Origin of the sequence: Saccharopolyspora pogona (assembly GCF_014697215.1) — a bacterium.
GTDB classification, from domain to species: Bacteria; Actinomycetota; Actinomycetes; order Mycobacteriales; family Pseudonocardiaceae; genus Saccharopolyspora; species Saccharopolyspora hattusasensis.
On the sequence record NZ_CP031142.1, the window covers coordinates 4,739,974 to 4,762,500 of the forward strand.

Annotated in this window: 20 protein-coding genes, 2 rRNA genes and 1 pseudogene (1 of these 23 only partly in view); 10 read left to right on the forward strand and 13 right to left on the reverse strand. The window is 67.6% G+C overall.

Going from position 1 to position 22,527, the window contains the following annotated elements; all coding sequences use genetic code 11:
• Positions 1-21 precede the first annotated feature (21 nt).
• Positions 22-522, forward strand: coding sequence for an OsmC family protein (locus DL519_RS21675; RefSeq protein ID WP_168587251.1), 501 nt, complete (start codon positions 22-24; stop codon positions 520-522).
• Between the two features lie 76 nt (positions 523-598).
• On the opposite strand, the gene DL519_RS21680 is transcribed toward DL519_RS21675, so the two are convergent.
• Positions 599-943, reverse strand: a complete 345-nt coding sequence (locus DL519_RS21680; RefSeq protein ID WP_190817499.1) for an oxidoreductase — start codon at positions 941-943, stop codon at positions 599-601.
• 263 nt (positions 944-1,206) lie between these two features.
• On the opposite strand from DL519_RS21680, the gene lpdA reads away from it, so the two are divergent.
• The 5 genes from lpdA to DL519_RS48855 all read left to right on the forward strand — a co-directional run bounded on the left by lpdA (position 1,207) and on the right by DL519_RS48855 (position 6,315).
• Positions 1,207-2,577, forward strand: a complete 1,371-nt coding sequence (gene lpdA, locus DL519_RS21685) for a dihydrolipoyl dehydrogenase (RefSeq protein WP_190817501.1) — start codon at positions 1,207-1,209, stop codon at positions 2,575-2,577.
• A 54-nt stretch (positions 2,578-2,631) separates the two neighbouring features.
• Positions 2,632-4,314, forward strand: coding sequence for a 2-oxoglutarate dehydrogenase, E2 component, dihydrolipoamide succinyltransferase (gene sucB / locus DL519_RS21690; RefSeq protein WP_190817503.1), 1,683 nt, complete (start codon positions 2,632-2,634; stop codon positions 4,312-4,314).
• Positions 4,315-4,423: 109 nt separating this feature from the next.
• The gene (locus tag DL519_RS21695; protein WP_190817505.1) at positions 4,424-5,311 is read left to right on the forward strand and encodes a TIGR01777 family oxidoreductase; all 888 of its coding nucleotides are present in this window, start codon (positions 4,424-4,426) and stop codon (positions 5,309-5,311) included.
• A 43-nt stretch (positions 5,312-5,354) separates the two neighbouring features.
• A complete protein-coding gene (gene lipB / locus DL519_RS21700) occupies positions 5,355-6,101 on the forward strand; it encodes a lipoyl(octanoyl) transferase LipB (protein WP_190817507.1) in 747 nt (248 codons plus the stop codon).
• Positions 6,102-6,186: 85 nt separating this feature from the next.
• A complete protein-coding gene (locus tag DL519_RS48855; RefSeq protein ID WP_263399683.1) occupies positions 6,187-6,315 on the forward strand; it encodes a hypothetical protein in 129 nt (42 codons plus the stop codon).
• A gap of 237 nt (positions 6,316-6,552) precedes the next feature.
• Here DL519_RS48855 and DL519_RS21710 read toward each other — a convergent pair whose 3' ends face one another.
• The 3 genes and pseudogenes from DL519_RS21710 to DL519_RS21715 form a co-directional block, all read right to left on the reverse strand.
• Positions 6,553-7,497 carry an LLM class F420-dependent oxidoreductase gene (locus DL519_RS21710; protein ID WP_190817509.1) on the reverse strand — a complete coding sequence of 315 codons (945 nt, stop codon included), beginning with the start codon at positions 7,495-7,497 and terminating at the stop codon, positions 6,553-6,555.
• A gap of 118 nt (positions 7,498-7,615) precedes the next feature.
• Positions 7,616-7,663: pseudogene (locus DL519_RS50240) on the reverse strand (hypothetical protein); the annotation flags it as partial.
• Between the two features lie 227 nt (positions 7,664-7,890).
• The gene (locus DL519_RS21715; protein ID WP_190817511.1) at positions 7,891-8,304 is read right to left on the reverse strand and encodes an MmyB family transcriptional regulator; all 414 of its coding nucleotides are present in this window, start codon (positions 8,302-8,304) and stop codon (positions 7,891-7,893) included.
• Here DL519_RS21715 and DL519_RS21720 point away from each other — a divergent pair.
• The gene (locus tag DL519_RS21720) at positions 8,279-8,524 is read left to right on the forward strand and encodes a hypothetical protein (protein WP_190817513.1); all 246 of its coding nucleotides are present in this window, start codon (positions 8,279-8,281) and stop codon (positions 8,522-8,524) included. The two genes, DL519_RS21715 and DL519_RS21720, sit on opposite strands and share 26 nt — an antisense overlap.
• On the opposite strand, the gene DL519_RS21725 is transcribed toward DL519_RS21720, so the two are convergent.
• A complete protein-coding gene (locus DL519_RS21725) occupies positions 8,517-8,918 on the reverse strand; it encodes a hypothetical protein (RefSeq protein ID WP_190817515.1) in 402 nt (133 codons plus the stop codon). The two genes, DL519_RS21720 and DL519_RS21725, sit on opposite strands and share 8 nt — an antisense overlap.
• Before the next feature lie 301 nt (positions 8,919-9,219).
• Positions 9,220-9,642: a hypothetical protein gene (locus DL519_RS21730; RefSeq protein WP_190817517.1), complete on the reverse strand. Its 423-nt coding sequence runs from the start codon at positions 9,640-9,642 to the stop codon at positions 9,220-9,222.
• A gap of 101 nt (positions 9,643-9,743) precedes the next feature.
• On the opposite strand from DL519_RS21730, the gene lipA reads away from it, so the two are divergent.
• Both lipA and DL519_RS21740 read left to right on the forward strand, forming a co-directional pair.
• Positions 9,744-10,745, forward strand: a complete 1,002-nt coding sequence (gene lipA / locus DL519_RS21735) for a lipoyl synthase (protein ID WP_190817519.1) — start codon at positions 9,744-9,746, stop codon at positions 10,743-10,745.
• Positions 10,746-10,904: 159 nt separating this feature from the next.
• Positions 10,905-11,633, forward strand: coding sequence for a DUF4191 domain-containing protein (locus tag DL519_RS21740; RefSeq protein WP_190817521.1), 729 nt, complete (start codon positions 10,905-10,907; stop codon positions 11,631-11,633).
• 75 nt (positions 11,634-11,708) lie between these two features.
• On the opposite strand, the gene DL519_RS21745 is transcribed toward DL519_RS21740, so the two are convergent.
• Positions 11,709-12,179: an RDD family protein gene (locus DL519_RS21745; protein WP_190817523.1), complete on the reverse strand. Its 471-nt coding sequence runs from the start codon at positions 12,177-12,179 to the stop codon at positions 11,709-11,711.
• 218 nt (positions 12,180-12,397) lie between these two features.
• Between DL519_RS21745 and glnA the strand changes: the two genes are divergently transcribed.
• Complete coding sequence (gene glnA, locus DL519_RS21750) at positions 12,398-13,822, forward strand: type I glutamate--ammonia ligase (RefSeq protein ID WP_190817525.1); 1,425 nt, start codon at positions 12,398-12,400, stop codon at positions 13,820-13,822.
• A gap of 81 nt (positions 13,823-13,903) precedes the next feature.
• Here glnA and DL519_RS21755 read toward each other — a convergent pair whose 3' ends face one another.
• The 6 genes from DL519_RS21755 to DL519_RS21780 form a co-directional block, all read right to left on the reverse strand.
• Positions 13,904-14,764 carry an SMP-30/gluconolactonase/LRE family protein gene (locus tag DL519_RS21755; RefSeq protein ID WP_190817527.1) on the reverse strand — a complete coding sequence of 287 codons (861 nt, stop codon included), beginning with the start codon at positions 14,762-14,764 and terminating at the stop codon, positions 13,904-13,906.
• A 229-nt stretch (positions 14,765-14,993) separates the two neighbouring features.
• Positions 14,994-15,506: a GNAT family N-acetyltransferase gene (locus tag DL519_RS21760; protein WP_317891384.1), complete on the reverse strand. Its 513-nt coding sequence runs from the start codon at positions 15,504-15,506 to the stop codon at positions 14,994-14,996.
• Between the two features lie 22 nt (positions 15,507-15,528).
• On the reverse strand, positions 15,529-18,570 hold the full coding sequence (locus tag DL519_RS21765) for a bifunctional [glutamine synthetase] adenylyltransferase/[glutamine synthetase]-adenylyl-L-tyrosine phosphorylase (RefSeq protein ID WP_190817529.1): 3,042 nt from the start codon (positions 18,568-18,570) through the stop codon (positions 15,529-15,531).
• Positions 18,571-18,622: 52 nt separating this feature from the next.
• Positions 18,623-19,375, reverse strand: coding sequence for a type 1 glutamine amidotransferase (locus tag DL519_RS21770; protein ID WP_190824140.1), 753 nt, complete (start codon positions 19,373-19,375; stop codon positions 18,623-18,625).
• 126 nt (positions 19,376-19,501) lie between these two features.
• A 5S ribosomal RNA gene (rrf, locus tag DL519_RS21775) occupies positions 19,502-19,618 on the reverse strand.
• A gap of 122 nt (positions 19,619-19,740) precedes the next feature.
• Positions 19,741-22,527: ribosomal RNA gene (locus DL519_RS21780) — 23S ribosomal RNA — on the reverse strand; it runs 286 nt beyond the window's last position.

Below are 22,527 nucleotides of genomic sequence, written 5' to 3' on the forward strand. Positions count from 1 at the left end.
CCGGAGTGCCACGATGGGTCGATGACCGAAACGACACCGACCGCGCCCAGCGCGGCACGGCACGGATACAAGGTCGATGTGGTGTGGACCGGCAACACCGGGCAGGGCACCAGCTCGTACCGCAGCTACGAACGCACCCACGAGGTGCGCGCAGCGGGCAAGGACGCCATCGACGCCTCCGCGGACCCGGTCTTCCTCGGCGACGCGGACCGCTACAACCCGGAAGAACTGCTGGTCGCATCGCTGTCGCAGTGCCACATGCTCTGGTTCCTGCACCTGGCTGCGGACTGCGGTGTGGTGGTCACCGGCTACCACGACCAGGCTCGCGGCATCCTCACCGAGAACCCGGACGGCTCCGGCCAGTTCGAAGAGGTGCGGCTCGCGCCCCAGGTCACGGTGGCCGACCGGGCGAGCGTGGACGTGGCGGAGGCCCTGCACGAACGTGCCCACGAGCTCTGCTACATCGCGAAGTCGGTGACCTTCCCGGTCAACTGCACCCCGACCACCCGCATCGCGAACTGACGACCGCCGCGCGACACTAGCGGCTTCGCCGCTCCAAAGAGACACCCGAACACCGGCGGCGGCGGCTTCGCCGCTCCTAGCCGTCGGCTGCTCTGCGGGCCTGGTCGCGGAGGATGCGCTGGCGGGCCTGGTAGTCCCGCATCCGCTGCGGGTAGCCGACCTTCGACACCTCGTAGAGCGGGATGCCGATCTTGCGGGTCAGCCGGTGCGCGGCCGACGGGCCGTCCACCCGCCGCCGGGTCCACTCGCCGTCGTGCGCGATGAGCATCAGCGTCGTCTCGGTCACGGTCGTGCGCGGTTCCAGGTATCCCTCGACGCCTCTGCGTTGCGCGGCCCAGTTGATCAAGTGCTCGGCGTCCGACGAACTCGCACCGCGCAACCCGCCCGAGCGCTTCCCACGAAACCGAGCGAACAGGCCCACCGGACTCGCCTCCCGTCGCAGCGGATGTCGAACAGCAGCTGTTTCCGATGATGCCACCGGCGGCATGGGGTGCGTGTGAAAAACATTCACTCCAGTCACTCGGCTCCAACGGCGCCGCTGTGATCCTCGGCAGTGCAGCACAGATCACCCAGCCCACGTCGCGTACGCCCGTCGTGTGGTGACAAGATGGCTGTCAGGCGACCGTGAACCCCCGTTCCGGCGACGCCATCAGCTAGTCAACGATGTCTGTCGAGGAGTGCGAAGTGACCGACACGTCCGCCGATCTGGTCATTCTCGGCGGCGGTTCGGGCGGCTACGCCTGCGCCTTCCGCGCGGCCGAGCTAGGCCTGTCCGTCGTCCTTATCGAAAAGGACAAGCTCGGTGGGACATGCCTGCACCGAGGCTGCATCCCGACCAAGGCGCTGCTGCACGCCGCCGAGGTCGCCGACTCCACCCGCGATGCCGATCAGTTCGGCGTCCGCGCCGCCCTTGAAGGCATCGACATCGACGGCGTCAACAAGTACAAGGATGGCATCGTCGCCGGCCTGTACAAGGGCCTGCAGGGCCTGGCCAAGGCGCACAAGGTAACCCTGGTCGAGGGCGCCGGCACGTTGGTCGACGCCAAGACCGTCGAGGTCAACGGCACCCGGTACACCGGCAAGAACGTCGTCCTGGCCACCGGGTCCTACTCCAAGACGCTGCCGGGCCTGGAGCTGGGCGGCAAGGTCATCGCCAGCGAACAGGCGCTGAACCTCGACTTCATCCCGGAGAAGGTCGTGGTGCTCGGCGGCGGCGTGATCGGCGTGGAGTTCGCCAGCGTGTGGCGTTCCTTCGGCGCCGACGTGACCATCGTCGAAGCCCTCCCGCACCTGGTGCCCAACGAGGACGAGTTCGCCTCCAAGCGCCTGGAGCGCGCCTTCCGCAAGCGCGGCATCAAGTTCAAGACCGGCGTCAAGTTCACCGGCGCGACCCAGACCGCCTCCGGCGTCTCGGTGAGCCTGGAGAACGGCGAGACCTACGACGCCGACCTGCTGCTGGTCGCCGTCGGCCGCGGCCCGAACACCGCAGGGCACGGCTTCGAGGCCGCCGGGGTGCACATGGAGCGCGGCTTCGTCCCTGCCGACGAGCGGCTGCGCACCAACCTGCCTGGCGTCTACGCCGTCGGCGACATCGTGCCCGGCCTGCAGCTGGCGCACCGCGGTTTCCAGCAGGGCATCTTCATCGCCGAGGACATCGCCGGGCTCAACCCGCAGCCGATCGACGAGGCCGGCATCCCGCGCGTGACCTATTGCCACCCCGAGGTCGCCTCGGTGGGCCTGACGGAGGCTGCGGCAAAGGAACAGTACGGCTCGGTGGAGACCTTCACCTACGACCTGGCCGGCAACGGCAAGAGCCAGATCCTCAAGACCCAGGGCGCGGTCAAGCTGGTCCGCGCCACGGACGGCCCGGTGGTCGGCCTGCACCTGGTCGGCGACCGCGTCGGTGAGCTCATCGGCGAGGCGCAGCTGATCTACAACTGGGAGGCGCTGCCGGAGGACGTCGCTCCGCTGGTGCACGCCCATCCCACCCAGACCGAAGCCTTGGGCGAGGCGCACCTCGCCCTGGCCGGCAAGCCGCTGCACGTGCACGGCTGACGTCGGCTCCGCAGTCAGCCAGCACCCCGCCACACCACGAGGAGTCAGCAAGACATGGCCTTCTCCGTTCAGATGCCGGCACTCGGCGAGAGCGTCACCGAGGGAACGATCACCAGGTGGCTCAAGCAGGAGGGCGAGACCGTCGAGGTCGACGAGCCCCTGCTGGAGGTCTCCACCGACAAGGTCGACACCGAGATCCCGTCGCCCACCGCCGGTGTGCTTCAGCGCATCATCGCCCAGGAAGACGACACCGTCGAGATCGGTGCCGAGCTCGCCGTGATCGCCGACAGCAGCGAAGCAGCGGCCCCCGCTCCGGCCCCGGCCGCACCCGCCACCCCGGCCGAGCCCGCGGCCGAGCAGCCCGCCCCGCCGCAGCCGGAGGCTCCGGCCCCCGCCGCTGCCTCGACCGCTCCGGCTGGTGGCGCGGCAGGCACGGACGTCAACATGCCGGCGCTTGGCGAGAGCGTCACCGAGGGCACTGTGACCCGGTGGCTCAAGCAGGTCGGCGACACCGTCGAGGTCGACGAGCCCCTGCTGGAGGTCTCCACCGACAAGGTCGACACCGAGATCCCGTCGCCGGTGGCCGGCACCCTGCTGGAGATCGCCGCAGGTGAGGACGACGCCGTCGAGGTCGGCGCCAAGCTGGCCGTGATCGGCGCTGCCGGCGCGGCTCCCGCGCCGCCCGCCCCGCCCGCGGCTCCGCCGGCCCCGCCCGCTCCGGCCCCTGCTCCGGCTGCGCCGCCCGCAGCTCCGGCCCCGGCGGCTCCGGCCCCGGCCGAGCCGGCGGCGACCACCGGCACGCCGTATGTGACGCCGCTGGTCCGCAAGCTGGCCAACGAACACGGCATCGACCTGTCCGCGATCAGGGGCAGCGGTGTCGGCGGCCGGATCCGCAAGCAGGACGTGCAGGCCGCGATCGACGCGAAGCAGGCCCCGGCGCCCACCGCCCCGGCCGCTGCGGCCGCGCCGAGCGCTCCGGCGCCGGTGGCGGAGCCGTCGGCGGAGGCCAAGGCGCTGCGCGGCACCACGCAGAAGATGTCCCGCCTGCGCCAGCTGCTGGCCCGCCGGATGGTGGAGTCGCTGCAGACCGCGGCGCAGCTGACGACGGTGATCGAGGTCGACGTGACCCGGATCGCCCGGCTGCGGGAGCGCGCCAAGGCGAACTTCGAGGCGTCCGAAGGCGTCAAGCTCTCGTTCCTGCCGTTCTTCGCGAAGGCCGCCGCCGAAGCGCTGAAGCTGCACCCGAAGCTGAACGCCTCGATCGACGACGAGAACAAGCAGGTCACCTACCACGGTGCCGAGCACCTGTCGATCGCGGTGGACACCGAGCGCGGCCTGGTCTCGCCGGTGATCCACGACGCCGGTGACCTCAACCTCGGCGGGCTGGCCCGCAAGATCGCCGACCTGGCGGCACGGACCCGCACCAACAAGATCAAGCCGGACGAGCTGTCCGGTGGCACCTTCACCATCACCAACACCGGTAGCCGCGGCGCGTTGTTCGACACGCCGATCCTGAACCCGCCGCAGGTGGGCATGCTCGGCACCGGCGCGGTGGTGAAGCGCCCGGTGGTGGTCGCCGACGAGAACGGTGGCGACACCATCGCGATCCGCTCGATGGTCTATCTGGCGCTGACCTACGACCACCGGCTGGTCGACGGCGCGGACGCCGCCCGCTTCCTGGCCACGCTCAAGCAGCGGCTGGAGGAAGGCGCGTTCGAGGCCGACCTGGGTCTGTGACCTAGCGAAGAGTGAAAGGGGTCGCCCACCGATCGGTGGGCGACCCCTTTCACTCGTTCCAGTTCCCGGCGGCTAGCACCGCGCCGACCGGTGCGAGACGATGCCGGGCATGCGCGTGGTTGTCGCCGGTTCGTCCGGTTTGATCGGCACGTCCCTGGTCGCCGGGTTGCGGCAGGCCGGGCACAACGTGGTCCGGCTGGTCCGCCGCCTCCCCCAAGCCCCCGACGAGCGGGGCTGGGATCCGGAGACCGGGCAGCTCGACGCGGATGCGCTGGACGGTGCCGACGCGGTCGTGAACCTCTGCGGAGCCGGCATCGGCGACAAGCGGTGGACGCCGGAGCGCAAGCGGCTGCTCGTGCACTCCCGGGTGCGGCCGACGCAGGTGCTCGCCGAGGCCGTCGCCGCGAAGGGCGTGCCGGTGCTTGCGAACGGGTCTGCGGTGGGTTTCTACGGCGATACCGGCTCGAAACCGGTGACCGAGACCTCCGCGCCCGGCACGGACTTCCTGGCCGGCCTATGCCGCCAATGGGAGGCTGCCACCGGCGCGGCCGCGCAGGCCGGTGCCCGGGTGGTGCTGCTGCGCAGCGGGCTGGTGCTCGCCCCGTCCGGTGGGCTGCTCGGGCAGCTCCGGCCGCTGTTCTCGCTGCTGCTCGGCGGCCGGCTCGGCGACGGCAGCCAGTACTTCCCGTGGATCTCGCTGGACGACGAGGTCGCCGCGATCCGGTTCGTGCTGGAGCGGCCCGAGGTTTCCGGTCCGGTGAACCTGACCGGGCCGGCACCGGTCACGAACGCGGAGTTCACTCGCGCGCTGGGCGAGGCGCTGGGCCGGCCCGCGCCGTGGATCGTGCCGGGCTTCGCGCTCCGGATCGTCCTCGGGGAGCTCGCCGACCAGGTCCTCGGTGGGCAACGCGCGGTGCCGACGGTGCTGGAGGCGCAGGGGTTCACCTTCCAGCACCCGTCTATCGGGGCGGCGCTGGCGGCGGCCGTCTCGGGGTGAGCCTTGGGCCGTTGTCGCTGGGCCCGGGGCGTAGCCTGGCCGCGTGAGTCGTGCCAATACTTCGTGCCGCGCATCCGCCGATCCGATGGCCGTGCGTGACCTGGGAACCATCGATTACCTCTCCGCCTGGGACCTGCAGCGCGAGCTGGCCACCGGCCGCGCCGAGGAGCAGAACCCGGACACCCTGCTGCTGCTGGAGCACCCGTCGGTCTACACGGCAGGCAAGCGCACCTCGCCGGAGGACCGCCCGACGGACGGGACGCCGGTCATCGACGTTGACCGCGGCGGCAAGATCACCTGGCACGGCCCGGGGCAGATCGTCGGCTACCCGATCCTGAAGCTGGCAGACCCGATCGACGTCGTCGACTACGTCCGCCGCCTGGAGCAGGCGCTGATCTGGGTGTGCGACCAGTTCGGGCTGGAGGCGGGCCGCGTCGAGGGACGCAGCGGCGTCTGGCTGCCCGCAGCGGACGGACTTCCGGAGCGCAAGATCGCCGCGATCGGCATCCGGGTGCAGAGGGGCATCACGATGCACGGGCTGGAGCTGAACTGCAACGCCGACCTGAGCCACTTCGACCGGATCGTGCCGTGCGGCATCAGGGACGTGGGCACCACTTCGCTGACCGCGGAGACCGGTCGGACCGTCACCATCGCCGAGGCGATGCCGCTGGTCCAGCAGAGCGTGCTGGACGCGCTTGAAGGCGAGTTGCCGGTCAGCGAGCGCAACATCCCGCGCGAGCAGCCGAGCGCCGCCGGGGTGACACTCTCGCTGGACCCGAGCCTGCGCTGATCGGGTTCGGCTGACAGATCGAAATCCACTCCTGGAAGCGGCGGGCCTGGGCTCCACCGGCCGGCTCTACCACCACCTGAAGAGCGTGACGGCGTGCGGCCTGGTGGAGCAGGACAAGCGCGGCACCTACCGGTTGCGCGCCCAGGCGACGATCCCGGCCCTGATCCTGCTCACCGCTGCCTCCGACATCGCCGGCCAACTCGGAACGCGCTGAGCCGAAGCCACCTGTGCCCGGCTTCTAAGACACCGCGGCGCGCGCCGCCGCCCTGGGGTGGCGGTCGGGCGACGGGCGGAGCAAAGGTGCCGTTCACAGGTCATCCGACTGGAATCCGATCCGATCGGGATCCGCGATTTCAATGGAAATCGGACCTCCGATTTCCATTGAAATCGCGGAAGAACTTGCCCGTTGGGGGTGTGAGCCTGGTCGGCGGCGCCCGTTCCGCCGCGAAGGTCAGAGCTGGGGCGCCACCTCGGCGGCGACCAGGTCGAGGTGGTCCAGGTCGGAGAGGTCGAGGACCTGGAGGTAGAGGCGGGTGATACCGGTGAGCTCCCGCCACGTCCCGATCTTGGCGACGACCTCGTTCGGCGTCCCGGCCAAGCCGTTGAGGCGCAGCTCCTCGGCGTCCCGGCCGATGGCGTCGGCCCGGCGCGCGAGCTCCGCGTTGTTCTTGCCGACGCACAGCACCAGAACCGCGGACCGCACGATATCCTGGTGCGGCCGACCGATCGCGGTGCACGCCTCGGCGACCCGCTCGAACTGCTTCGCGGCCGTGTCCACGTCGACGAACGGCAGGTTGAACTCGTCGGCGAAGCGAGCGGCAAGCTCCGGCGTCCGCTTCTTGCCCTGCCCGCCGATCAGCAGCGGCGGCCGGGGCTGCTGCACCGGCTTGGGCAGCGCCGGCGAATCCGCCAGCTGGTAGTGCTCGCCGTCGTACCGGAAGTGCTCGCCAGCCGGGGTGCCCCACAGCCCGGTGATGATCTCCAGCTGCTCGGCGTAGCGGTCGAACCGCTCCTTCAGCGACGGGAACGGGATGCCGTAGGCGGTGTGCTCCGCCTCGTACCAGCCGGTGCCGAGGCCGAGTTCGACGCGCCCGCCGGACATCTGGTCGACCTGCGTGACCGCGATCGCCAACGGTCCGGGCAGCCGGAACGTGCCCGCCGTCATCAGGGTGCCCAGCCGCACCCGGCTGGTCTCGCGGGCCAACCCGGCCAACGTCACCCAGGCGTCGGTCGGGCCGGGCTCGCCCGACACCGATCCCATCTTCAGGTAGTGGTCGGAGCGGAAGAACGCGTCGTAGCCGGTCTGCTCCGCGTGCTTGGCCACGCGCAGCAAGTCGTCGTAGGTCGCGCCCTGCTGGGGCTCGGTGAAGATCCGCAACTTGAAGTATTCGCTCACGGTCCCCGAGGCTAGTAGTGGGGTTCGGGCCGTGCCGACCGCTCGCTCGAGCGGGCCGCAACCCGTTGAGGACCCGTTCCACGCACTCGCCGATGTCGAGGCGGGCCTGCTTGGGCGATCCCGACCCGGCGATCGCGGTGGCGCCCGCAGACAGAGCGCCGAACACGACGCGGGCCAGCGCGTCGACCGGCAGCGGGTCGATCTCCCCGACTCGACCAGCGTCCCGACCACGCCCCCGAGCCGTCCCAGCCGTGCATCGGTGGCCGGCTGCGCAAGCTCATCCCGAGCTTCTAGGTACGCATACCGCCTGACCAGCACTCGTGAGCATTCCCGGGTGCCATCGCACCGCGACGCACTCACCGGCATTGACCAGCAAAATGCCCGAACCAGAGGTCACGAGCGGAGCTGCATCCACTCCCGGGTCTCCGCGTCGGCCGGAGCCTCGACCAGCACCAACGCGGACCCGTCCGGCTGCAGCAGCGAGCACTCGAAGCGCAACCGACGGCCATCGACCAGCACCGTGACCGGCCAGCTGCCGAGCTCGCGTACCGCCCGGCAGCTCCACCAGTGCCCCAGGTCGGGGCGCAGCTCCCGCAACCGGTCCACGACGTCGTCGCCGGGGAACCGGTCGGCGCGCGCCCGGAACCGGAGGAACAGCTCGTAGAGGAACCGTTCCTCCGGCACCAGCAAGTCCTGCAGCCACCGACTGCCCGCCAGGGCCAACAGCAGGTTCGGGCGCCCGGATAACACCGGCTCCGGCCACACCGCCGCGTACGCCGCGTTGCCCGTCGGCGGCTTCCTGATCATCGCGGGCACCGACGAGGCCCTGGCCCCGTTCCGGCAGACCGTCGGCACGCTGCTGGTCGCCGACGTCGGCCCCTACGAGAAGCGCTTCCGGCAGGAAGGGCTGGACTTCGTCCAGGAGCGCTTCCGGGCACCGTCCGGCGAGGGGTTCACCGTCCGCCACTCAGACGGCACGGTGATCGAGTACGTGCACCACCGGCCGAGCGCCCACGAGCTCAGCTGACGGGCCGCGGCACCCGCCGGACCAGGCTGGGCAGCGGCAACTGGAGCGCGTGCCCGGCGGTCAGCTCCCGCCGGGCACGCACGGAGGCGAACATGCCGCGCACCTCCACCTGCAGCTCGGCGGAGCCCTGCCGCACGAGCTCCACCGGCCACGGCAGCAGGTGGCAGAGCTTGAGCAGGAACACGAGCGGCAGCAACGCGATCTCCGCCAGCAGCTCCAACATCGCCCCGGTGAACAGCACGGCGAACAACAGCAGGAAAGGGACGGCGATGATCGCCGAGATCGGGTCGTCACCGAGCCCGCTGGGCAAGCTATCCACGGCGGTCTCGAACGAAAGCCGTCGGCGCCAGAGGAACCAGCGCCGACGCCCGTACGGGCTGAGCTGGTGCGTCACCAGCCGCCACCGCCGCGCGCTGATCTCCACCAGTGCGAAGACCGCCGTTCACGAAACGTGTCAAAACGTTCCGTGAGCAGATGACTTGCGCCACCTGCGTTGACCATCACGCTGGTGGCCTTCACGCTTCCTCGACCACTGCCAGCACGAACGCTGGTCTGACACGGTCTCCACGTGCGTTTGGCCTTGCGGCCGGTTCCCACGCAACTCGCGGTACCTGACGTGTTTCACCTGCCGCCGCAGGAAAACCGCTGACCGGGCTTGGCTTTCGCTCGGTCAGCAAGCAATACACTACGCTCTGTCACACATTGACACAGGATCCGGAACTGTCAGTAACCCCCTCGGCCGCCAGCAGTGCATGCGCATCGTCCACCCCAGGCCTGGTGCCCAGGTGCTCGCGCAGCGCCCGGCGCAGTCGGCGAGCCGCGGCCAGGGTGCCGACCCGAACGACCCCTGCCCGGCAGCCCCGCGTGCGGATCTCCAACCACCACCCCAGCCCCATCGCCCGCCCCACCAGCACGAACGGCAGCAGCAACAGGACCACCAGCAGTTCCAACCAGCAGCCCAGCAGCACCGGCACGAGCAGCAGCAGCCAGGCGAACCGGAGCACCACCGAGATCGGCCCCTCGCTCAGCCGCGGCCAGCGGTCCCCGGCGAGGCGCAACCGGACGACCCGGAACCACGGCGCCCACCGGAGGTGGACCGACCAAGAATCTTTCGACACGGCTGTGCAGTATGCCTCCCCCGGCCGGGGGACCACTGGGCAAATCCGCACCGCTTCTCACCATTTCGGACCGGCTGGGATCAGGGGCGTAGCCTGTCGTCGTGACTGTCGCGCCGGAAGGTCGGAAGCTGCTGCGGCTGGAGGCCCGCAACAGCCAGACACCGATCGAGAAGAAGCCGTCGTGGATCAAGACCCGCGCACGGATGGGACCCGAATACACGGAGCTGAAGGGCCTCGTTCGCCGCGAGGGCCTGCACACCGTCTGCGAAGAGGCGGGGTGCCCCAACATCTTCGAGTGCTGGGAGGACCGGGAGGCCACGTTCCTCATCGGTGGCGACCAGTGCACGCGTCGCTGCGACTTCTGCCAGATCGACACCGGGAAGCCGGCCGAGCTGGACGTCGAGGAGCCGCGCCGCGTCGCCGAGTCGGTGCAGGCGATGGGCCTGCGCTACTCGACCGTCACCGGCGTCGCCCGCGATGACCTGCCCGACGGCGGCGCGTGGCTGTACGCGGAGACGGTCCGGCAGATCCACGCGCTGAACCCCGGTACCGGGGTGGAGCTGCTCATCCCGGACTTCAACGCCAAGCCGGACCAGCTGGCCGAGGTCTTCAACTCCCGCCCGGAGGTGCTCGCGCACAACCTGGAGACGGTGCCGAGCGTGTTCCGCCGGATCCGGCCGGGCTTCCGCTACGAGCGGTCGCTGAAGGTGATCACCGAGGCCCGTGAGGCGGGGCTGGTGACCAAGTCGAACCTGATCCTGGGCATGGGCGAGACCCCGGAGGAGGTGCGCCCCGCGCTGCAGGACCTGCACGACGCGGGCTGCGACATCATCACCATCACCCAATACCTGCGGCCCAGCCCGCGGCACCACCCGGTGGACCGGTGGGTCAAGCCGGAGGAGTTCGTGGAGCACACCAAGGCCGCCGAGGAAATTGGCTTCCCCGGTGTGATGGCGGGCCCGCTGGTGCGCTCCAGCTACCGCGCCGGCCGCCTGTACGCCAAGGCCACGGTGCACCGCGGCATGCCGCTGCCGGACAACCTGGCCCACCTAGCCAAGGCCGGCACCGCCGCCCAGGAGGCCACCAGCCTGCTCTCCCGCTGATGCTCTCCGAGGTGAGGGGCGCCGTCGATCGAGTTGCTCGGTCGACGGCGCCCCTCTCGCTTCGCTCGACCGCGTTTTTCGGGGGCGGAGTTCACGGGTCGGTCACGCATCCCGGACCGCACCTGCAACTGGCAGAGGCCGCGCCGTATCCTGAAAAACATGGCCAAGCAGGACAAGGCCGCCAAGAAAGCGGCGGCCAAAGCAAGGCGCCAGGCAATCCGGGGCCGCATCAAGCAAATCTTCGAGGCGTTCAAGATGCAACGCCGGGAGGACAAGCTGCTCCTCCCGCTGATGCTCGGGGCGTTCCTCGGCGTGACCGTCGTGGTGTTCCTGCTGGGCATCATCTGGGGGCTGCACTGGGTGTTCCTCCCGGTCGGCCTGGCCTTCGGCCTGCTGGCCGCAGTGATCATCTTCGGTCGGCGGGTGCAGGCGACCGTCTACCGCAAGGCCGACGGCCAGCCCGGCGCCGCCGGGTGGGCCCTGGACAACCTCCGCGGCCGCTGGGTGCTGAACCAGGCCGTGGCGGGCACCGCCCAGCTCGACGCAGTGCACCGGCTGATCGGGCGGCCCGGGGTCGTGCTGGTCGGAGAGGGCTCCGCGCATCGGGTCAAGTCGCTGATGGCGCAGGAGAAGAAACGCGTCTCCCGCCTGATCGGGGAGACGCCGATCTACGAGATCACCGTCGGCAACGAGAAGGACCAGGTGCCGCTGAGCAAGCTGCAGCAGCGCATCATGAAGCTGCCGCGCAACATCGGCCCGGGCCAGGTCGACGCGATCGAGAACCGGCTGGCGGCGCTGGCCAGCCGCGGCAACTCGCTGCCCAAGGGCCCCATGCCGCAGGGCGCCAAGATGCGGAACGTGCAACGCGCCGTCCGCCGCGCGAAGTAACCAAGACGAAGAAAGCGGGCCCCGGGTGCGCAACCCGGGCCCGCTTTCTTCGTCCGCAGTCGTACGCAGTCGTCCTCAGCGCCGGAGGACGATGGTCTTGCTGGCGCGGTCGTGCCAGGAGCGGCCGTCGAAGTTCCACATCACCGCCGGGATGACCAGCAGCGTCAGCCCGCAGCGCAACACCGCGCGCAGCGGCCCCACCATCCCCGCGCCGTCGATCCGGGCGACCCAGATCCGCATCATCGCCATGCCCGGGGTGAAACCGAAGAAGCTCACCGGGATGACGGTGATCAGGAACCAGGTCAGCAGGCTCCAGTCGCCCGGGAACTCCGGCACGGTGAACGCGGCGGTGATCAGCGCCGCCAGCAGGATGTCGATGACGAACGCCAGCAGGCGCTTGCCCGGCGGCGCCGCCGAACCGGGGCCGTCCTTGGGCAAGCCCAGTTTCTCGCCGCGCCAGTCGGGCCGCGCCTCGGTGGCCTGCTCGCGCGCGTGGTTAAATGCGCTCTTCGGGCCGTCCAGCCACGAACCGATGACTCTTCGCACGTCATCCAGGGTACGTGCCCCTGCCGTACGGCCTGCGGAGCATCACGCTCGGCCGGTGCGCGCAACCCCGGCCACCCGAACAGGCGGCAGTTAACGCCCGCGAAACATTCGGGTGACGACGGGGCAACACCCCTGGCATAACGTGGACTGTGAGCCGGCGGTGGAACCTTTGGCGTTGCGTCGGTGAGCTGTACGAGTGCGTGAAGGAGCCACCGAGGTTGTTCAAGAATCCTGACGATGTCCTGCGCTTCATCGCCGATGAGGACGTGAAGTTCGTAGATGTCCGGTTCTGCGACCTACCGGGCGTGATGCAGCACTTCACGGTGCCCGCCACCGCGTTCGACCAGGATGCATTCACCGAGGGACTGGCCTTCGACGGCTCGTCCGTGCGCGGCTTCCAGTCGATCCACGAGTCGGACATGCTGCTCCTGCCGGACCCCTACACCGCCCGGCTGGACCCGTTCCGCGCGGAGAAGACGTTGATCCTCAACTTCTTCGTGCACGATCCGTTCACGCTGGAGCCGTACAGCCGCGACCCGCGCAACATCGCGCGCAAGGCCGAGCAGTACCTGAACGAGTCCGGCATCGCCGACACCGCGTTCTTCGGCGCCGAGGCCGAGTTCTACATCTTCGACTCGGTCAAGTTCGGCGAGGCCCCCAACAAGAGCTTCGCCGAGGTCGACTCGATCGAGGGCTGGTGGAACACCGGCCGCGACGAGGAGGGCGGCAACCGGGGCTACAAGACCCGGCTGAAGGGCGGCTACTTCCCGGTCTCCCCGTACGACCACTTCGCGGACCTGCGCGACCAGATGGTCAAGCAGCTGATCGGCTCGGGCTTCACCATCGAGCGGGCGCACCACGAGGTCGGTACCGCCGGCCAGGCCGAGATCAACTACAAGTTCAACACCCTGCTGCACGCGGCGGACGACTTGCAGCTGTTCAAGTACGTCATCAAGAACACCGCCTGGCAGCACGGCAAGACCGTGACGTTCATGCCCAAGCCGCTGTTCGGTGACAACGGTTCCGGCATGCACAGCCACATGTCGCTGTGGAAGGACGGCAGCCCGCTGTTCTACGACGAGTCGGGCTACGCCGGCCTGTCGGACATGGCGCGCTACTACATCGGCGGCATCCTGCACCACGCGCCGAGCCTGCTGGCCTTCACCAACCCGACGGTGAACTCCTACCACCGCCTGGTGCCGGGCTACGAGGCCCCGGTGAACTTGGTGTACTCGCAGCGCAACCGCTCGGCCTGCATGCGCATCCCGATCACCGGTGCGAACCCGAAGGCCAAGCGCGTCGAGTTCCGCTGCCCGGACCCGTCCGGCAACCCGTACCTGGGGTTCGCCGCGATGATGATGGCCGGCCTGGACGGCATCAAGAACAAGATCGAGCCGGCCGAGCCGATCGACAAGGACCTCTACGAGCTCCCGCCGGAAGAGGCCAAGAACGTCCCGCAGGTGCCGGACAGCCTGGCCAAGGTCATCGACAACCTGGAAGCCGACCACGACTTCCTGCTGGAGGGTGGCGTGTTCACCCCCGACCTGATCGAGACCTGGATCAGCCTGAAGCGGGAGGACGAGATCGACCCGATCCGCCTGCGCCCGCACCCGCACGAGTTCTCGCTGTACTTCGACGTGTGATCGACTGACAGCCCGGTGAAGCGGGGTGGGGACTTCGGTCCCCACCCCGCTTCCCTTTGCTGCTGTTATTAGCGACAGGGGTCAGATTCCCTGCCAGGGCGGGAGTTGCATGCCAACGGTGCCGGGCTTGAAGCGCAGCAGCGCGCCCGCGTAGGGGTCTTCGCGCAGCCCGAGCTCGTCGTAGCCGAAGCACGCCGAAGTCACGTACATCTCCTCCAGCCGCGAACCACCGAAGGCGAGGCTGGTGATCCGCCGGGTCGGTGCCCACAGCACGGTTTCGAGGTCCCCGCTGGGCGCGTACCGGTGGATCCGCCCGGTCCAGTGCATCGCCACCCACACGCATCCCTCGGCGTCCACCGCGATGCCCTCCGGGCTGCCCTCGGACTCCGCGCACACCACCCACTGCCGCCCGGACACCGCCCGCGCGCTGTCCACGTCGTAGTCGTAGACCCAGATGGTGCGCGTGTCGACCAGGTACATCCGGGTACCATCCGGGCTCCACGCCAGGCCGCCGACGCCGGTCACCCCCTCGACCAGCAACCGCGCCCGGTCTCCGTCGAGCACGTACAGCGCGCTTGCGCGCAGGTCGCGGGCGTGCGTCAGGGTTCCGGCCACGAATCGCCCGGCCGGGTCGCAGGCACCAACGCTCATCCGGTCGCCGTTGCGCACCTGCACGACCGGCTCCAACGCGGCACGCCCCAGGTACACCCGTGCGAAACCGTTCCCCGCGGCAGCGATCAACTGCCCGTGCCGGGTAGCACCCAGCGCCGTCACCACGCCCGGCAGCACCCGCACTTCGTCGGCACCGGAATCCCGGTGATAGGTGTGCAATTCGCGGCGCAGCAAGTCCACCCAATGCACGCAATTGAGCGCCGACATCCACAGCGGGCCCGTCCCGCACAGCGCCTGCCGGTCGACGAGCAGCTCGAAGTCCTCGGACATCGACAGTCCCCCATCCCGAACCACGCCTGCCCTGGTCGCCGAGGCTACTGGCGAATTCGGCAACGCGGGACCGCCGACCGGGTTTCCCCGAAATAAGTCCAATGAGGATGCCGGATCACAATGCGCCGCGATACGTCATCCGGACTACTCGATTACCGCCGATTCACGCAATCGAACAATCTGCCGGGTGCGGCCCGAATAGTCCACATTGCATATGTCGCCCGGTCAGCTACCGGAAGCGGGCGAGATTTCCCGGACGAAGCAAACCCGGTCGTGCCCGCACCCGTCGTAATCGCGATGCACCGCCAATCCCCTCGATTTCGGTAGCGCCGGGAACGAGCTCGAACCCCATGCGCCGGTGAAACGCGATAGAACCGGTGTTGACCGGGGAGGTGATGCAGCGGACCCGGCTGCGACCGGCGCGGGACGCGGTATCGAAGAATTCGGCGTACAACCGGCGCGCGAGCCCGCCGCGGCGCAGCGCCGGATCGACACCGACGAAGTGGATGTAGGCGTCCTCGGGGCAGTCGGCGGACAGAAATCCGATCAGGAAGCCCGCCATTTCACCACCCCGCTCGGCCAAGAGGCTCGTACCGGAGAAATGCTGCAAGAACAACCGCGGCACCAACAAGGACAATTCGCGGGCTGCGGCCGGACTTCTGGAATCCGTCCACCACGACTCGATCGCCGCCACGATCCGCGGATGGTCGGCCTCTTCGGCCTGGCCCAACTCATCGGTCATGACCCCACCCTAGGCGCAACGATCAGGAACCGTAGAAGACCCGTTCCACGACGGCGCGAGCGCGCCGCGTCACCCGCAAGTAGTCATCGACGACCTCACCGGTGTCCACTCCGGCCGGATAGCCCAACGCCGCCGCTACCGCGCTCAATTCCCGGGTGTGCTTGGGAAGCTGGTCATCGGGCTTGCCGCGCACCAGCATCACCGCGTTGCGCACGCGCATCGCCAGCGTCCACGCCTCGACGAGCTCATCGGTATCACTTGCCTCCAGCACACCGACCGAGGCCGCGGCGCGCAACCCGTCCACCGTCGATGTGGTTCGAAGTTCGGCGAACTCGTGTGCATGCTGCAACTGAAGCAACTGAAGCGTCCACTCCACGTCGGCCAGGCCGCCGCGTCCGAGCTTGGTGTGGGTGGCGGGATCGGCCCCCCGCGGCAGCCGCTCGGAATCGACCCTCGCCTTGATCCGGCGGATCTCCCGGACCTTTGCCTCGTCCAGCCCGCCCTCCGGATAGCGGACCGAATCGATGGCCCGGCAAAACCGCTCCCCCAGGTCGTGATCGCCCGCAACGGCTCGCGCTCGCAGCAGGGCTTGCGCCTCCCATGCCTCGCCCCAACGCCGGTAGTACGCCAGGTAGGAGTCCAGGGTCCGCACCAGCGCGCCCTGCCGCCCCTCCGGCCGCAGGTCGATGTCGACCTCCAACGGCGGATCCTGGCTCGGTGCACCGAGCAAGCGGCGAACCTGCTCGACGACGGAAGTGGTGAATCGGACGGCAGTCCGCTCGTCGGCACCGTCGATGGGTTCGCACACGAACATCACGTCGGCATCGGAGCCATAACCCAACTCGGCGCCGCCCAGGCGTCCCAGCCCGATCACGGCGATCCGCGCCGGGATCTCGCCTTCCGACCGGCTGGCCACGTCCCGCATGGACACGTCCAACGCGGATTCCAGCACTGCGACCCAGATGTTCGACAGCGCCCGGAAAACGGTGGTCGGTTCCATCAGGCCAAGCAGGTCACCGCAAGCGATGCGCAGCAGCTCGTGCCGCCGCAACGAACGCGCCGCGGAGACCGCCCGCTGCGGCTCCGAGTAACGCGCCACCGCGCTGCGCAACGATGTTGCTGCCTCCATCGGATCGCGCTCGGCGAGTGCTGCCGTATCCGAGAGCAGTCGCAGCACTTCCGGCGCCCGCACCAGCAATTCCGGAACCAGTTTCGAAATGCCCAGCAGCTGGGCCAGCCGTTCGGCGACCACGCCCTCGTCCCGCAGCAACCGCAGGTACCAAGGGGTTTCGGCCAAGGCCTCCGACACCTTACGGTAGGCGAGCAGCCCGCCATCGGGATCCGGCGTGTTCGCCAGCAGATCCAACAGCATCGGCAGCAAGGTGCCCTGGATGCTGGCCCGCCGCGACACCCCGGACGTCAACGCCCCGATGTGCCGCAACGCCCCTTCCGGGGAGGTGTAGCCAAGCGCGGCCAGTCGCGCGACGGCGGCCGAGGTGGTCAACCGCAGTGCCGCGGTGGGGACCTTCGCGACCGCTTCCAGCAGCGGGCGGTAGAAGAGCTTCTCGTGCAGGCGGCGAACCCTGTTGCCGTGCCTGCGGAACTCCGCGACCAAGGCCTGGGCCGCAGTGTTCCGGCCGCTGGAGCGAAGGCCGACCGCGCGGGCGAGCACGGTCAGGGCGTCGTTGTCGTCGAAGGGCGGGAACAGATGGGTGCGGCGCAGCTGTCGCAGCTGCAGCCGGTGCTCCACCGTGCGCAGGAAGCGGTAGGAGTCCACCAGGTCTGCGGCGTCGGTGCGGGCCACGTATCCGCCCTCGCCCAACGCCAGCAAAGCATCCAATGTGGACTTCGAACGGAGCGAGTCGTCGCTGCGACCGTGCACCATTTGCAGCAGCTGCACGGCGAACTCGACGTCCCGCAAGCCCCCGCGGCCGAGCTTCAGCTCGCGCTCGACCAATTCCGACGGAACGTGGTCCTCGACCCGCCGCCGCATCGATCGCACATCCGAGACGAAACCCTCGCGCTCCGCGGCGGTCCACACCAGCGGCTGCACCGCTTCGAGGTAGCGAGCACCGAGCTCCTCGTCCCCGGCCACCGGGCGCGCCTTCAACAACGCCTGGAACTCCCAGGTCCGGGCCCACCGCCGGTAGTAGCTGAGGTGGCCATCAAGCGTCCGCACCAAGGCCCCGGCCTTGCCCTCCGGGCGCAGCGCTGCATCGACCTCGAAGAACGCTGGGCTCGCCACACGCATCATGAGGCTGGCCAACCGCGTCGCGGCCGGGATGTCCGACTCGCTGTCGGCGACGAACACGACGTCGACGTCGCTGACGTAATTCAGCTCCCGCCCACCGCACTTGCCCATCGCTATCACCGCGAGGCTAGGCACCTCGTCCACGCCGGACCGCGGCAGCTCCGCGACGGCGACCGCCAGCGCCGCCCGCAGCGCCGCGACCGCCACGTCGGACAGGTCGGCAGCAACGTCCTCATACGACATCGCCGGCAACGACGGCTCCGCAACGCTAGCCATATCGTTGCCGGCGACGTCCAGCAACAACCCCCGGTAGGTGCTCCGCAGCGCGCTAACCGCATCGGGTCCGCGCAGCTCCGCAACCGGGCCTCCCGGTGTGCCCGGCACCCCGTCGCCGTCCGCTCCGACCGAAGTCAGCAGCACCGAGGTGCGCTCCTCCAGGGTGCTCGGCTGGACGGCATCCGACCGCAGCCGACGCCAGTCCGCCGGATTCGCCACCAGGTGATCGGCGAACGCCGTGGAATCGCCGAGCACACCGAACAAACGCCCGCGTAGCCCCACGTCGTCCGCGAGTGCCTGCGACAACTCCGCCCAGGCAGGGCCTGCGAACTCCTGGAAGCGGTCGAGGGCGAGCAGCGCGAGATCCGGATCCGGTGCGCGGGAAAGCGCAGCGACGATCGACTCGGCTTGCACCGGGCCGGCATCCGACCACCAGCCGACTCGCCGCAACTGGGCCTCGGCACGTGACGCGTCGCTGAACCCGTAACGCGCGGTGGACGGCACCGAACCCGATCGGGACGAGTTGCTGTTCGCCATGTTCGAACCGTAGTCCGCATCCAATGCCGGTGAAGACCCAACCTGACGACAATCACGCCAGGGGCAAGAACCAGCTGGTACTGCGCTCCTCCGGGGGAATGGCGACCAACCGCACGAAGCGTTCGGCGACCGGCTGCCACGTCTCGGCGAGATCGGCGTGGAACTCCCGCAGGTGCTCGGGTTCCAGCTGCCCCGGACGGGCCGCGGCGGCGACATCCGGCGACATCCTGGCCCACTCCAACACCATGTCCGGGGTCGTCTCGATGTTGAACTGCAATCCGTACGCGCAGTCCCCGACCCGGAAGGCCTGGTTGTCGCACTTCGGCGAGGAAGCGAGCAGCCGCGCAGACGGCGGCAGGGCCGTGATCTCGTCGGTGTGGAACTGCAACACGTCAGGCGTCAGCGGCACTGGGCCGAGCAGCGGATCCTCGGCCGCGGCATCCCGCTTCGCCACCAACAGGGTGCCGACCTCCGGTCCCTTCCGAGCGGTACGAACCTGGCCACCGGTAGCGGCGGCGAGCAACTGAGCGCCCAAGCAGATCGCCAACACCGGAACCCGCTCGCCCACGGCCTTGCTCAGCAGCGCGCGAACGCCAGCCAGCCAAGGGTGTTCCGCGTCGTCGTACGCACCCATTTCACCGCCGAGCACGACCACGCCCTGATGGCCGTCGAAGCCGTCCGGGAGCTGCTGCTCCGACGGAAGCACAACGTCGAGTTCCGCACCCGCGGCGAGAAGCCATTCGCCGAGCTCGCCCGGGGGATCCAACTTCGACGGCTGGACAACGAGAATCCGCACACCACCCATGCCCGTGAGGGTACGTGCCGGCAATCCGAACGCCCACCGACTTCTGCAGGCAGACCGGACGAATCGCCTGGAAATGAGAAGGGGCCCCTTCTTCCGGAATGGAAGAAGGGGCCCCTTCAAATAGTGTGTCGGCGGTGTCTTACTCTCCCACACCCTGTCGAGTGCAGTACCATCAGCGCTGGGGAGCTTAGCTACCGGGTTCGGAATGGGACCGGGCGGACCCTCCCCGCCATCGCCACCGACAACCCTCAACCCGCCGAAAACGACAGGAAACCAGGCGTCAGAACACGAATGACACATGTTCTATTATCAAATAGGTTCTGGTTGTTGTCCCAGAACCGTATAGTGGGTGCGTAGCAATCTTTGTGAGCAAGTCCTCGGCCTATCAGCACCAGTCAACTCCACACGTTACCGTGCTTCCATATCTGGCCTGTCAACCCAATCATCTCTTGGGGGCCTTAACCCACAAAGGGTGGGAGACCTCATCTAGGAACAGGCTTCCCGCTTAGATGCTTTCAGCGGTTATCCCTCCCGAACATAGCCAACCAGCCACGCTCTTGGCAGAACGACTGGCACACCAGAGGTTCGTCCGTCCCGGTCCTCTCGTACTAGGGACAGCCTTCCGCAAGTCTCCTGCGCGCGCGGCGGATAGGGACCGAACTGTCTCACGACGTTCTAAACCCAGCTCGCGTGCCGCTTTAATGGGCGAACAGCCCAACCCTTGGGACCAACTCCAGCCCCAGGATGCGACGAGCCGACATCGAGGTGCCAAACCATGCCGTCGATATGGACTCTTGGGCAAGATCAGCCTGTTATCCCCGGGGTACCTTTTATCCGTTGAGCGACACCGCTTCCACCAGCCAGTGCCGGATCACTAGTCCCTGCTTTCGCACCTGCTCGACCCGTCAGTCTCACAGTCAAGCTCCCTTATACACTTACACTCAACACCTGATTGCCAACCAGGCTGAGGGAACCTTTGGGCGCCTCCGTTACTCTTTGGGAGGCAACCGCCCCAGTTAAACTACCCACCAGGCACTGTCCCCGATCCGGATCACGGACCCGAGTTAGATGCCCGGAACGACCAGAGTGGTATTTCACCAACGACTCCACACCCACTAGCGTGAATGCTTCACAGTCTCCCACCTATCCTACACAAGCCGAACCAAACACCAATACCAAGCTATAGTAAAGGTCCCGGGGTCTTTCCGTCCTGCCGCGCGAAACGAGCATCTTTACTCGTACTGCAATTTCACCGGGCCTGTGGTCGAGACAGCGGAGAAGTCGTTACGCCATTCGTGCAGGTCGGAACTTACCCGACAAGGAATTTCGCTACCTTAGGATGGTTATAGTTACCACCGCCGTTTACTGGCGCTTAAATTCTCCGCTACACCCTTACGGGTTCACGGGTCCTCTTAACGTTCCAGCACCGGGCAGGCGTCAGTCCATATACATCGCCTTACGGCTTCGCATGGACCTGTGTTTTTAGTAAACAGTCGCTTCTCCCTGGCCTCTGCGACCACCACCAGCTCCCACCGCAAGGATGTTCACCAGCAGTGGCCCCCCTTCTCCCAAAGTTACGGGGGCAATTTGCCGAGTTCCTTAACCACAGTTCACCCGACCGCCTCGGTATTCTCTACCTGACCACCTGTGTCGGTTTCGGGTACGGGCCGTGAAGATACTCGCTAGAGGCTTTTCTCGACAGCATGGGATCACTCACATCGCCACAACGGCTACGCATCACCCCTCACCCTGTTGGTGTGCGGATTTACCTACACACCGGGCTACAGGCTTACACCAGTACAACCACTCACTGGCAGAGCTACCCTCCTGCGTCACCCCATCACTTAACTACCGCCCCATCAGGTCCCATGCCAGCACGCATATCACCCAAAGGATCAACACACACCAAGATGGTTAGTATCAAAGGTTTCGCTATGGACGCATCAACACGGGTACGGGAATATCAACCCGTTATCCATCGACTACGCCTGTCGGCCTCGCCTTAGGCCCCGACTCACCCTGGGCGGACGAACCTTCCCCAGGAACCCTTGGTCATCCGGCGGCAGAGATTCTCACTCTGCACTCGCTACTCATGCCTGCATTCTCACTCCCACACACTCCACACCAGGATCACTCCGGCGCTTCACCGCATGCAGGACGCTCCCCTACCCAACAACACCACAGTGTTATTGGCATGGCTTCGGCGGTGCGCTTCAGCCCCGCTACATTGTCGGCGCAGGACCACTTGACCAGTGAGCTATTACGCACTCTTTCAAGGATGGCTGCTTCTAAGCCAACCTCCTGGTTGTCTCGGCGATCCCACATCCTTTCCCACTAAGCGCACACTTAGGGGCCTTAGCCGATGCTCTGGGCTGTTTCCCTCTCGACGACGAAGCTTCTCCCCCGCCGTCTCACTGCCACGCTCAACTCAGGCGTATTCGGAGTTTGGCTGATCTCAGTAACCCGCGAAGGCCCATCAACCAACCAGTGCTCTACCCCACCCAAGCAACCACGCAACGCTGCACCTAAATGCATTTCGGGGAGAACCAGCTATCACGGAGTTTGATTGGCCTTTCACCCCTACCCACAACTCATCCCCCAGGTTTTCAACCCTGGTGGGTTCGGGCCTCCACACGGTCTTACCCGCGCTTCACCCTGGCCATGGGTAGATCACTCCGCTTCGGGTCTACACCACGCGACTAAAAACGCCCTCTTCAGACTCGCTTTCGCTCCGGCTACCCCACACACGGGTTAACCTCGCCACGCAGCAGTAACTCGCAGGCTCATTCTTCAAAAGGCACGCCATCACCCCAAAGGCTCTGACGGTTTGCAGGCACACGGTTTCAGGAACTCTTTCACTCCCCTCCCGGGGTACTTTTCACCATTCCCTCACGGTACTATCCACTATCGGTCACCAGGAAGTATTTAGGCTTAGCGAGTGGTCCCGCCAGATTCACAGCACCCTCCACGAAAGCGCTGCTACTCGGGAACACCACCACACGCACTGATCGCATTTTCGCCTACGGGACTCTCACCCACTCCGGCCAGGCTTCCCAACCTGTTCGACTAACACGACACAGCAACGCTGAAGACTCGGTAGCGTCTTCCAGTAACGTCCCACAACCCCGCACACGCAACCCCTACCAGGTATC